We start from the raw sequence: 11,586 nt of genomic DNA on the forward strand, positions 1-11,586 counted from the left end.
GTATTCTATTCGTATACAATTAATTCCATATCCATTACCTTATCAATATTTACCAAGTCAACTTTTTCTTTGGGTACCACAATCGTGTTCGGATTACCATCTGAAATATAGCGCTGGTCAGCATGTTTGTCATAATAATCAAGAAACCACCATAAATCCTGTACTTCACCTTCAGAACCTCTGACCCTTGGAGCATTATAGGGATCAAATTTGGTGTGACTCGGTGGCACCATTTTGCTGCTGGGCCCTTCTCTAAAGCCAACTTCATATCCGAATGCAACACCTTCATATTGATTATCCGCTAAATGCTGAATTAAGGATGCTTCCGGACGTTTCCCATATGGGTAGGTTATAGCCAACATATTGTATTCCGGCATTAATTCACTTAGAAAATAATCGACCTGACCGATTTCTTTTATGACCGCATCTTTAGACAACTGACTTAAATCAGCATGGGTTGCCGAGTGATTCCCTATCTCATAGCCATTATTCACCAACCATTCCAAACGTTCTAAAGGTGTTCCGTCACCTTGAAAATTTTGCTTGGTTGCATGTATAAACAATGAAGCGGCTTTACCAAAATCTTCATGTTCTTCTATAAATGCTTCAAGGATACCAATTGCCGATTCAGGGTCTGCTTTATTTCCGACAAGGGCAAAAGTTGAGGATAAGCCATCATCAAATGTCAGTACAATTGGTGTTTTACCAAGAGGGACATCTATATGTTGACTCAGATAATCTTCCATTGAGATTAGATGATAATTATTGTCATAAAAAAACTGTAGGTCTCGTAAAAAATCCTCTTTACTTCGATGATAAGGTGGGTTGTCTTTGATGCCATGATACATAACAACCATAATATCACCAATCTCATTGATTCCCTCCGCCTTGTAATCGATTGGTTCCTGTACTATTATTTCTTCCTCTTCTTCATAGTTATCTATTTCATTGCTTGTGTCTGCTTCTGCCGTTGGTTCCTCATACTGATCGTCAACGACTTGACTTTGTTCTTCCGATTCATCCACTTGAACTTCATCTAGGCCAAGGTTCATCGTGCATGCGGAAAAAACTATTATAAACCCTAATGCAAATAATAGTCTTATTGTTATTCCCTTCATGTCAATCTCCTTAAAATGCCCAGTCTGTGAAGTAATTATCCAAATCTTCATTAACAATCGCCGCTAAATATCGATCTACCATCATGAATAGGTCTGTTTCATCTTTAAGTGTCACATTTATATCCTTACCCTTGTAGTTCAAATGACTACTTGGTCTTTTTGCTTCGACAAAAGCCTCAAAATTCTCAAACCATTTCTCAATCAATGGTTCTGTTATTTCTTCATAGCCAAGCATTTCTGTCTTTATTTCATCTCTAAATTCTTTTAAATTCATTTTTATCATTCTAATCCTCTTTCTTCCTAACCGATTACTTAATTACATTCAAACGTTTATGCATGACCTCAATATCCAATGGAAAATGTGGTCCAGCTTCTCCGTCTATATCCGATTCTTCGAAGCCTTCAACACCTTCTAAGCATTTAATGGATATATGTTTGCTTCGGAAACTTACAATATTTTTGTCCTTTAGATGGTCCCCAATGAGTATTTTCCCAAAAAGGCCTGGCATATCTGCCAGTGGGCAGGCTTTAATGCCCACAAAGTCCATCCGTCCGTCACTGATATCAGCATCTTGTCCAAGCTTTGAGAAACCACCTGCGCTGGAGCCATTTAACACCAGAAACAAATAGAAAAAATCATCAATCTCGCCTTGATCATGTTGAATCTTGAACCTTAGCTTTTTGAATCCCGGTAACTGTTGAACGCCTTTAATATAATAGGCAAGTTTACCAATCGTGTTTTTTAACTCTACATCGATGTTTTGGGATATATTCGTAAAAAGACCACCACAACACACATTCACAAAATAACGATCATTTACTTTACCTACATCCACTTGAGAAATCTGCATTTTAGAAAGCATTTCAATTGATTTAGGTATATCTGTGGACATACCCAAGTGTTTTGCAAAATCATTGGCTGTGCCTGCCGGTATTACCCCAAGAGGTAGATCTATATTTTGTTGCATCATAACATTAACGACACTGTTAACCGTTCCATCTCCTCCAGCTACAATAAGGGCGATACAGTTTTTCAGCTTCTTTTTGTTAAGTGTTTTATCCAAATGATCATCTATGGATGTTCGATGTATCCTTACTTCAATACCTTTTTCTTGAAAATTAGCTAAAAATGTATCTATATGAGCAGAAAAAAGCTTTTGCCCTGCGTTCGGGTTATATATGAGCTGTACGTATGACATATCGCACCCCTCCTTAATCCTTCAAAATCTTAGTTGAGAACATAAGACCTATAATTCCGGCAAAACTGAATGTACGTCTTTGATTGTTGACAAGACAATGGTCGTTTTTGTTTTTAACAATCCTTCTACGTTTTTGATTTTACCAATCAAAGTCTCTAAAGATGCCGTATCTTTTGTTACTATTTTAAGTGCATAGTCATAGTCTCCTGCTAGATAATAACAGTCTAAGATGTCTTTTTCATTGTTAACAAATGCCTCAAATACTTCTGCGTATTTGGGACGCTCAAGAGCGACCATAATAATTGCCGTAAGTGACTTTCCTAGCATCGTTGAATTTAATATGGTGGTATAATTCTCAATCATACCGGATGCTTCTAGTTTCTTAAGGCGATCACCTACCGCTGATACAGATAGATTAATCTGATTGCTTATTTCTGATGCTGTTATCCTTGCATTCTTATGTAAAATATGTAATATTCGCTTATCAATTATATCCATCTCAACAACTCCCTGTTATATTTCTTAACATTATAACACTCGGGCTTATTTTATTAAAGTGTTTTGTAGATACAGCTATAAATTTTCTTGGTGAATATCGTTTTGAAACAAAACAATCCTACCAACATCATTGGTAGGATTGTTTTTATTCTGCCATCTCTAATGCTATTTCCATCATTTTTACAAAGGAATTTTGTCGTTCTTCTGATGTGGTGACGTCTCCTTTTACTAAGGAATCACTGACCGTTAAAATACAGGATGCCTCTTTACCGAGTATACTTGCATTGGCAAACAAAGCGAAGGATTCCATTTCAACAGCCATACAACCATATTGATCGCGTATATTCTTATACACATTAAAATCTTGTCGATAAAAAACATCTGAGGAATGAATCTTGCCTCTTTTCACAGGAATATCCAGTACTTTTGCTATATTCGCAAGCTTATCATTAAGCTTGGGCGTGGCATAGGTTGTGTCTGACGTATAACCACTTTGTGTCTTGGCATAACTGGACTCTGACCATGCTTCGTCGACCAATAGAACATCATAAACATCTAAATCTTCTGTGTAAGCACCGCAGGAACCAATTCTTATAATACGTTTTACATCATAAAAAGCATATAGTTCATAAGAATAGATGCCAATACTCGGCATGCCCATTCCTGAACCCATAACAGAAATTTTTCTGCCTTTATAGGTTCCTGTGTAACCTAACATACCTCTTACACTGTTAAATTGTTCGACATTTTCCAAGAATTTCTCTGCAATAAATTTTGCTCTTAATGGATCACCCGGCATCAAAACGGTATCTGCGATAACCCCTTTGTCTTTCACCTCAATATGTGGTGTTGGTATATTCATACTCATTTTATCTGCTCCCTTTCCATGATTTACTAATCTCAGTATAAACTTTTCGGCATGTAATTGCAACAAATCATGGTAGTATTATGTATTGAAATTGAATCAAAAATTCTACAAAAATAACAACCTTGATTTATCAACCTTGGTTGTTATTTTTATACTTAAAGACTAGTTTTCAACACTATAGTTTGGTGCTTCTTTTGTAATCTGAATATCATGAGGATGAGATTCTCTTAATGAAGCAGCTGTAATCTTGATGAACTGAGCTTCTTCAATCAAAGCTCTAATAGTAGATGTTCCACAATAACCCATACCGGCTCTTAAACCGCCCATTAACTGATAAACCGTATCCTCAGCCGGTCCTTTGTAGGCCACTCGACCTTCAACACCTTCCGGAACCAATTTTTTGGTGTTGCTGTTATCACTTTGAAAATAACGGTCTTTGCTTCCTTTTTCCATAGCTGCAAGGGAGCCCATACCTCTATATACTTTATATTTTCTACCTTGAAATAATTCCGTATCTCCAGGACTTTCTTCACATCCGGCAAAAAGACTACCAAGCATGCACACGGATCCACCCGCTGCGATTGCTTTTACAAGATCGCCTGAGTACTTGATGCCACCATCGGCTATTATGGGTACGCCATATGGTTTAGCACCTTCAGCACAATCACTAATAGCTGTAACCTGAGGTACACCAACGCCGGCCACAACCCTTGTTGTACATATGGAACCCGGACCTATGCCGACTTTTACAGCATCTGCGCCTGCTTCAATAAGCGCTATGGTTGCATCTTTTGTTGCCACATTACCGGCGATCACCTGTAGATCCGGATAAGTTGCCTTAATTTGTTTTACAGCATTTATAACACCGGCCGAATGACCATGAGCCGTATCTAGAACCACAACATCTACTTTTGTTTCTACCAAGGCTGTAACTCTATCCATCATGTCCTTTGTGATACCAACAGCAGCACCAACCCTTAAACGACCTTGATGATCCTTTGTTGAGTCCGGATATAGTATGGCCTTTTCAATATCTTTGATGGTAATCAAACCACAAAGATTGCCTTCTGCATCTACGATTGGAAGTTTTTCAATTCTATGGTTTCCCAGTATTTTTTTTGCTTCATCTAAGGTTGTACCTTCAGGTGCTACAATTAGATTCTCGCTGGTCATAACATGCTTGATTTTTTGATCGAAGTTTGTCTCAAATCTGAGGTCGCGGTTGGTTAATATTCCAACCAACTTCTTAGATCCAACTTCAATGATGGGTACACCTGATATTCTATATTTTGCCATTAATGCATTGGCTTCATAAACATAATGTTCCGGTGTCAACGAAAAAGGATTGGTTATGACGCCATTCTCAGATCGCTTAACGCGGTCAACTTGGTCTGCTTGCTCAGCTATTGTCATATTCTTATGTATAATACCGATACCACCTTGTCTTGCCATCGCGATCGCCATTCTTGATTCTGTTACGGTATCCATCCCAGCACTCATTAAAGGTATGCTAAGTCCTATTTTTTTAGTCAGTTGCGTACTTAGGTCCACTTCATTAGGTAGAACTTTGGAATGGGCTGGAACCAATAACACGTCATCAAAGGTTATTCCTTCTTTAAGAATCTTTTGCATGAATTAAGGCCTCTCTTTCAATATAAGCTCGTTGTTGAATCTATTACGTCCATGGTCAATAGGCTATGGATGGTAGATACAATGAAGATTAGAGTGTATACACTCTAATCCAGTATGTATTGTTTTTATTAAATTATTGTACTATTTTCTGTTGCTTTTTCATATTGGTTATTAATTCGAGAGTTTAACAAATATATGCCTATTTGTCAATCTCTTTTTCATCAACAATCAAGGTATTAAGACTAACCGAAAGATCCACCTCACCCATAACCGCCATAGATGCCTCATCAATAATACGAATGACCGGTCTGGTTGGGAAGTCCTCATTCAGCCTTGCTACTATTCCGATACGACCATCATTAAGAACAACGCCCGTCGAAACCGGATAAGGGGATATGGACCTTCTAAATATTTTTATGATTTCAGGGTCAAACCAAGTATAAGCTCTTGAAACAATCATTTCAACAATCTCATAGTGACGCATGTGTGTATCTTTAGGTAGATTGTAGAGTAGATTGTCATATTCATTAGCGACTGCAACAATACGTGAAAACTCATGAATCGATGTATTCTTTTTCCCAAGGGGAAAACCCGTCCCATCGTAATGTTCATGGTGGGTTAACGCTATATTTGCAGCTAATAAAGACGATTCCGGTATAGACTTAATCATTTCATAGCCTAATCTTACATGTTCCTTATAGATCTTATACTCTTTGTCCACATAGTCTTCTCTATACCGAATCACATCGTATTTTATCTGAGTTTTCCCCACATCATGAAGGATAGCCCCCAGTGCTAAATGCTTTAATTGGGCATCGTTATAATTGAGTTTTTTCCCAATCAATAGTGAGATCACACAAACATTGATAGAATGCATATGTAAATACTCATCTCTGCTACGAATCTCTTGAAGACTAACCATCACATGTGGATTGGCAACCACTTCAGTTATAACCGCATCCACTTTTTCCACAATGCTTTGGCTAGCACTGAAATAGCCTTTTCGCATTTTTTCCATACTATCTTCTAAAGCTTTTTTCGTGGATAATACGGTCTCTTCACTAATGAGCGCTTCAATCTCTATACCCTCTGATATTTCATCCTTGATATAAATATAATCCACATCTATATCATGAATCTTCATAATGAATTTTTCAGTGAGTAGCGTACCCTCTTTTAGTAATATGACACCATTGCTGGTATATATAGGCTTTGCCAAGACCATATCCTTTTTAAGTTTGTCGATTCCGACTCTACGCATATGTCCAACCACCTTGCTCATCAATTTCTATCTATTTCTTGATTTTTCTTGGTATATAAGCACGAATTGCATTAAACATCTTCTCGTTAGGTTCGAAGATCAATTTGACTTTTTTTGAATCTTTATCGAAAATAGCTGCATATGTATTATCTTGTAGTATGCCGCTACTTACATCATAGAGTTTTGAATATTTTTCAACATCTTTCCCATAATCCTTATTTGAGACCGGAACCATGATTGCAAAGTCATCGACATGGATTGACAACACTCTTTTTCTTTTACTTTTATTCGTAATCTGGTCAATATCTAACTCGCCGTTGGTAAAGATATACTCATACTCCACATTAAAACGTCGAAGTAAAACGATCATACCAAAAATGATACCTATGGCGATAATATAAATCAGGCCTCTAAGTCCAGGGATAAAAAAAGCTACAGCTAAAAATAAAACACCCCCAGCTAGGATGGTTATCTTTTTAAGATTATCTATCATATTTTGTTTTCTTTCTACAAGTTGTTCATTAAAAATATCATTAACCTTCATGATCGCCTCCGAAGTTATACAGACTTTCTGACTTACGGGAAATTGAGTCAATTACATTATATAGGATTGACCTTACAGAAACAACCGTTATTCATATTTTATGTTTTATGAGGTGCAAAAAAGGAAAAGGAGACCGTAGTCTCCTTTAATTTATAATCTTCTAGAGAATGAAAAAGTCATTTTACATCATGCCCATACCTGGTGCGCCACCGCCCATTGGCATTGGATTGTCTTCTTCAATATCAGCGACGACAGATTCTGTTGTTAACAACGTCGATGCAACAGATGTAGCATTTTGCAAAGCTGACCGTGTTACTTTTGTTGGATCGATAATGCCGGCTTCTACCATATCCACATAGGTTTCCGTAAGTGCATTAAATCCAATACCCATAGCGGATTCTTTTACTTTATTAACAACTACGGAACCTTCAAGTCCTGCATTCACAACTATTTGACGTAGAGGAGATTCTAAAGCTTTCAATATGATTTTGGCACCCGTTTTTTCATCGCCTTCTAATCCGTCCACGATTGCTTCAATTCTTTTGGTAATATGGATGTATGCTGCGCCACCGCCTGCTACAATACCTTCTTCAGCTGCTGCACGGGTCGCTGCCAAGGCATCTTCCATACGTAATTTCTTTTCTTGCATTTCTGTTTCCGTTGCAGCTCCCACTTTAATAACCGCTACACCACCGGATAATTTTGCCAATCTTTCTTGAAGTTTTTCACGGTCAAAGTCCGACGTGGTCTCTTCTATCTGATTCTTGATTTGTGCCACACGGCTGTGTATGTCATCTTTACTACCTGCACCGTCAACAATAATCGTATTTTCTTTCATAATCTTAACGGATTTTGCTTTACCAAGCATCTCCATTGTCGCTTCTTTTAAGTCAAGGCCTAGTTCTTCAGATATAACCGTTCCACCTGTTAATATTGCAATGTCTTGTAACATGGCTTTACGACGATCGCCAAAACCAGGGGCCTTAACTGCCACACAGTTAAAAGTACCTCTTAATTTGTTAACGACAAGGGTTGCCAATGCTTCGCCTTCAACATCTTCAGCGATAATTAATAATTTAGCACCTGCTTGAACAATTTGCTCAAGGATTGGTAATATTTCTTGAATGTTAGAGATCTTTTTATCCGTTATTAAAATATAGGGTTGCTCAAGTAGGGCTTCCATCTTGTCCATATCCGTTGCCATGTATGGTGACAAGTAGCCTCGATCAAATTGCATCCCTTCAACAACTTCAAGCTCAGTGTCCATGCTCTTTGATTCCTCAATAGTAATGACACCATCTTTGGAAGCTCTTTCCATAGCTTCAGCAATCAAATCACCAATGGCTTCATCGCCGGCAGAAATTGCTGCAACCTCTGCTATTTGTTCTCTGCCTTTTAGTGTTTGACTCATTTCAACGATTGCTCTGACCGCTTCTTCTGTCGCAGCCTTCATACCACGTCTAAGAATAATCGGATTTGCGCCAGCCGCAATATTTTTTACGCCTTCTACAATCATCGCCTGTGCTAGGACGGTTGCTGTTGTTGTTCCGTCACCGGCCACATCATTGGTTTTGGTTGCAACTTCTTTAACCAGCTGTGCACCCATATTCTCAAAGGGGTCTTTTAATTCAATTTCTTTTGCTATGGTAACACCATCATTGGTAATCAGTGGTGCTCCGAATTTTTTGTCGAGAACAACGTTTCTCCCTTTAGGGCCTAAGGTTACTTTTACTGTATCTGCTAATTGATTCACACCTGATTCAAGTGCCGCTCTTGCTTCTGCGCCAAATTTTATTTCTTTTGCCATATTGAACCTCCTCTATTCCAAAACTGCCAGTATATCGTTTTGTTTTACAATAATATACTCAACACCATCTAGTTTGACTTCTGTTCCTGCGTATTTTGAGTAAATAACTTTATCACCAACAACAACCTGCATGGTAACTTCTTTACCATCCACGTTGCCACCTGGGCCAACGGCTACAACTTCAGCTTCTTGTGGCTTTTCTTGTGCTTGACCTGGCAACACAATACCGGACTTGGTTTTTTCTTCAGCTTTAAGCTGTTTTAAAACAACACGATCATTCAATGGTTTTAAATTCATGATATTCCTCCTCTTTCATTAAAAGAATTAACTTTTTATCAGCACTCTGTATTGGAGAGTGCTAAATCATGTTCTTATATTACCAAAAAAATTCATGATATGCAAGTAAAAAATCCTGCATTCTAATTAATTTTTTAGGGTCTATTTACCAATTTGATGGTCTCTTGCATAATAAAAAAGATATTGTTGCGCCAACCCACCAAAGCCTTTAAAATACCTGTCTGCAAATTCAAGTATAATCTGATCTGAAACATTTTGATCATTGAAATATGCATGGGTCATCATACGTCTTACCCAAACATCCAGCGGAAATACTTCAATTCTCCCGAATGCAAACAACAAAATACAATCCGCAACTTTTTGGCCGACACCGCTAATCTCCATAAGCCGATCTCGCGCTGAGTTATCAAGCATTTTCTCAATGGTTATAAAGTCAATCACCCCTTGTGCCACTTTTTGTATGGCATCATATAGGTAAGGGGCTCTAAAACCAACTTTTAACCGTCTCCAATCTTCTACGGATACATCTACAAGCCTATCAACGGTTGGAAAAGTATAATAGGTGCCATATTGATCTAAAACAACTTGACCATAGGTTTCACATAGACGTTCTACTAGGACTTTGATCTGAGGGATGGCTTTGTTTTGAGACAATATAAAAGTAAGTAACATCTCAAAAGGTGCTTGTCTCAAAATTCTAAGCCCTCTTTTTTCTATGACTGCTTTCTTCAGAATCGGATCCATTTTAACTAAAATCGATTGGATCTGTTCATAGTTCCTATCCATATCAAAATATCTCACCCACAAGCTATTATAATCTTCTATGGAGCAGTCCATATAGACGTGTTTGCCTACTTGATTGATTCTGAGACGTTTATCATAGGCTATAATATCGTAGATATTGTTTTCAATATGTTTATACCTAAAGCTTTGTCCACATTCCAATATCTGACCTATCAAAAAGCAATCATCTACTAGAATCTCTATCATTTTACCACCTCGATTCCAAACATGGAAATGGATGCAACTTCCTTACCGCTATGTTATACTGATGTAATAGGCTTTATGTATTTATTATACCTCAAATTCGGTTTATCAACATCTATTCTGTTAGATTAAGGTGGTTTTTATGTCTAAAGAAGAAATCTATACTATACCCATCATAGATGCATTTAACAGCGATTGTGAATGCCCTTTTTGCTATCTGTTTGATGGCCTCGAAAAAAATGCTATCGACTTTGTCTTAGGCCCTTCATATATGGATGTCGATATCAGAGATCACACCAACATCTCCGGTTTTTGTCCTTCACACTACGGCAAACTCTTCAATGAAAAAAACCGTTTAGGTATGGCTTTGATACTTGAAACACATATGAAGAGGGTACGCCAAGATCTTGAAGGGACTTTGATGCAACCCAGTAAAGCAAAAGGCATAAAGATAGGTAAACGGGCAACACTCAGTCCTGTTAAAGACTTTACTGATCATCTGGTACACCAGTGCTACATATGTGACCGGATTCAGGACTTTTTGGACCGATACATGGATACTTTTTTTTACCTCTGGAAAAAGGATCCATCTTTTCGTGTACTGTTTACGTCTTCTAAAGGCTTTTGCATAAAGCATTTTGGCCATCTTTACGATATTGGTGACCATGTCTTAAAGGATAAAGACTTCCAAGCCTTTCAAGCTGACCTGATTAGGATTCAACAAACCAACTATGACCGTGTTATAGAAGATCTTGAATGGTTCATCACCAAATTTGATTATAGGTATGAAAAAGAACCTTGGAAGCAATCAAAAGATGCTGTAAGCAGAAGCATTCAAAAGCTTTCTAGCTATAAGGCTTAAGCTGTAGTAACAAGGCTTCAAAGTTTTCTCTAAACAGTACATCAGCATGCCGATCTCTTTTTTTGGGGCCCTTATGCTTTTTTTTCATCATTCTAAGGGATTTGTGCATGTGTCTTTCAAACAAAAGCTGATCAATATTGTTCAGGGTGAAGGCTCTACCGTTTGCATCCATGGCATATCCTTTTTTGCCTAATACCAAAGATGCCAATCCGTAATCATTGGTAATAACAACATCACCAACTTTTATGTCTTTAACGATGGCTAAATCCACTGAATCAATGCCTTGATCCACGGTAATGACACAGGTTGTTTCATAAGAAAACTCGTGATTTACATCTGTGTATATAATGGTTTCTACCTTGTGTTTATTTGTAATCTGTAAGATAGATGCCCTGACTGGACAAGCATCTCCATCGACTCTAACGACCATATGACTTCCTTTCATAAAAGAGCTGTTAATAATAAGGGACTTTTTTGTCCCATTGTGTATTGATTAAATTAGAATGTTATCTT

Annotated in this window: 13 protein-coding genes; 1 reads left to right on the forward strand and 12 read right to left on the reverse strand. The window is 37.7% G+C overall.

Annotation, left to right across the window (positions count from 1 at the left end; genetic code table 11):
* Positions 1-5: 5 nt before the first annotated feature.
* From PATL70BA_RS04305 to PATL70BA_RS04355, 11 genes are all read right to left on the reverse strand, one after another.
* On the reverse strand, positions 6-1,118 hold the full coding sequence (locus PATL70BA_RS04305) for a polysaccharide deacetylase family protein (RefSeq protein ID WP_172596097.1): 1,113 nt from the start codon (positions 1,116-1,118) through the stop codon (positions 6-8).
* A gap of 10 nt (positions 1,119-1,128) precedes the next feature.
* Positions 1,129-1,401 carry a hypothetical protein gene (locus PATL70BA_RS04310; protein ID WP_125136230.1) on the reverse strand — a complete coding sequence of 91 codons (273 nt, stop codon included), beginning with the start codon at positions 1,399-1,401 and terminating at the stop codon, positions 1,129-1,131.
* Positions 1,402-1,426: 25 nt separating this feature from the next.
* Positions 1,427-2,317, reverse strand: coding sequence for a YegS/Rv2252/BmrU family lipid kinase (locus PATL70BA_RS04315; protein ID WP_125136231.1), 891 nt, complete (start codon positions 2,315-2,317; stop codon positions 1,427-1,429).
* A 48-nt stretch (positions 2,318-2,365) separates the two neighbouring features.
* Positions 2,366-2,815: an Lrp/AsnC family transcriptional regulator gene (locus PATL70BA_RS04320; RefSeq protein WP_125136232.1), complete on the reverse strand. Its 450-nt coding sequence runs from the start codon at positions 2,813-2,815 to the stop codon at positions 2,366-2,368.
* A gap of 145 nt (positions 2,816-2,960) precedes the next feature.
* Positions 2,961-3,683 (reverse strand): purine-nucleoside phosphorylase, encoded by a 723-nt coding sequence (gene deoD, locus PATL70BA_RS04325; protein ID WP_330510232.1) that lies wholly within the window; start codon positions 3,681-3,683, stop codon positions 2,961-2,963.
* 162 nt (positions 3,684-3,845) lie between these two features.
* Positions 3,846-5,315, reverse strand: coding sequence for an IMP dehydrogenase (gene guaB / locus PATL70BA_RS04330; protein ID WP_125136233.1), 1,470 nt, complete (start codon positions 5,313-5,315; stop codon positions 3,846-3,848).
* 199 nt (positions 5,316-5,514) lie between these two features.
* A complete protein-coding gene (locus tag PATL70BA_RS04335; protein WP_172596098.1) occupies positions 5,515-6,576 on the reverse strand; it encodes an HD-GYP domain-containing protein in 1,062 nt (353 codons plus the stop codon).
* Between the two features lie 31 nt (positions 6,577-6,607).
* Positions 6,608-7,120 (reverse strand): DUF6106 family protein, encoded by a 513-nt coding sequence (locus PATL70BA_RS04340; RefSeq protein ID WP_125136235.1) that lies wholly within the window; start codon positions 7,118-7,120, stop codon positions 6,608-6,610.
* Between the two features lie 181 nt (positions 7,121-7,301).
* On the reverse strand, positions 7,302-8,927 hold the full coding sequence (groL, locus tag PATL70BA_RS04345; RefSeq protein WP_125136236.1) for a chaperonin GroEL: 1,626 nt from the start codon (positions 8,925-8,927) through the stop codon (positions 7,302-7,304).
* A 12-nt stretch (positions 8,928-8,939) separates the two neighbouring features.
* Complete coding sequence (gene groES, locus PATL70BA_RS04350; RefSeq protein ID WP_125136237.1) at positions 8,940-9,224, reverse strand: co-chaperone GroES; 285 nt, start codon at positions 9,222-9,224, stop codon at positions 8,940-8,942.
* 141 nt (positions 9,225-9,365) lie between these two features.
* Complete coding sequence (locus PATL70BA_RS04355) at positions 9,366-10,214, reverse strand: DNA-3-methyladenine glycosylase family protein (RefSeq protein WP_125136238.1); 849 nt, start codon at positions 10,212-10,214, stop codon at positions 9,366-9,368.
* A 139-nt stretch (positions 10,215-10,353) separates the two neighbouring features.
* Between PATL70BA_RS04355 and PATL70BA_RS04360 the strand changes: the two genes are divergently transcribed.
* Positions 10,354-11,073, forward strand: a complete 720-nt coding sequence (locus tag PATL70BA_RS04360; protein WP_125136239.1) for a DUF6062 family protein — start codon at positions 10,354-10,356, stop codon at positions 11,071-11,073.
* Here the strand turns inward: PATL70BA_RS04360 and PATL70BA_RS04365 are convergent.
* Positions 11,057-11,518: a DUF188 domain-containing protein gene (locus PATL70BA_RS04365; RefSeq protein ID WP_125136240.1), complete on the reverse strand. Its 462-nt coding sequence runs from the start codon at positions 11,516-11,518 to the stop codon at positions 11,057-11,059. The genes PATL70BA_RS04360 and PATL70BA_RS04365 overlap by 17 nt on opposite strands.
* Between the last annotated feature and the right edge of the window lie 68 nt (positions 11,519-11,586).

This window comes from Petrocella atlantisensis, assembly GCF_900538275.1.
Classification (GTDB): domain Bacteria; phylum Bacillota; class Clostridia; order Lachnospirales; family Vallitaleaceae; genus Petrocella; species Petrocella atlantisensis.

What these genes read in the sequence shown, in the direction of transcription:
- PATL70BA_RS04305 (WP_172596097.1), bottom strand. Translation starts at nt 1,118, where the DNA reads ATGAAGGGAATAACAATAAGACTATTATTTGCATTAGGGTTTATAATA.
- PATL70BA_RS04310 (WP_125136230.1), bottom strand. Translation starts at nt 1,401, where the DNA reads ATGATAAAAATGAATTTAAAAGAATTTAGAGATGAAATAAAGACAGAA.
- PATL70BA_RS04315 (WP_125136231.1), bottom strand. Translation starts at nt 2,317, where the DNA reads ATGTCATACGTACAGCTCATATATAACCCGAACGCAGGGCAAAAGCTT.
- PATL70BA_RS04320 (WP_125136232.1), bottom strand. Translation starts at nt 2,815, where the DNA reads ATGGATATAATTGATAAGCGAATATTACATATTTTACATAAGAATGCA.
- deoD (WP_330510232.1), bottom strand. Translation starts at nt 3,683, where the DNA reads ATGAGTATGAATATACCAACACCACATATTGAGGTGAAAGACAAAGGG.
- guaB (WP_125136233.1), bottom strand. Translation starts at nt 5,315, where the DNA reads ATGCAAAAGATTCTTAAAGAAGGAATAACCTTTGATGACGTGTTATTG.
- PATL70BA_RS04335 (WP_172596098.1), bottom strand. Translation starts at nt 6,576, where the DNA reads ATGCGTAGAGTCGGAATCGACAAACTTAAAAAGGATATGGTCTTGGCA.
- PATL70BA_RS04340 (WP_125136235.1), bottom strand. Translation starts at nt 7,120, where the DNA reads ATGAAGGTTAATGATATTTTTAATGAACAACTTGTAGAAAGAAAACAA.
- groL (WP_125136236.1), bottom strand. Translation starts at nt 8,927, where the DNA reads ATGGCAAAAGAAATAAAATTTGGCGCAGAAGCAAGAGCGGCACTTGAA.
- groES (WP_125136237.1), bottom strand. Translation starts at nt 9,224, where the DNA reads ATGAATTTAAAACCATTGAATGATCGTGTTGTTTTAAAACAGCTTAAA.
- PATL70BA_RS04355 (WP_125136238.1), bottom strand. Translation starts at nt 10,214, where the DNA reads ATGATAGAGATTCTAGTAGATGATTGCTTTTTGATAGGTCAGATATTG.
- PATL70BA_RS04360 (WP_125136239.1), top strand. Translation starts at nt 10,354, where the DNA reads ATGTCTAAAGAAGAAATCTATACTATACCCATCATAGATGCATTTAAC.
- PATL70BA_RS04365 (WP_125136240.1), bottom strand. Translation starts at nt 11,518, where the DNA reads ATGAAAGGAAGTCATATGGTCGTTAGAGTCGATGGAGATGCTTGTCCA.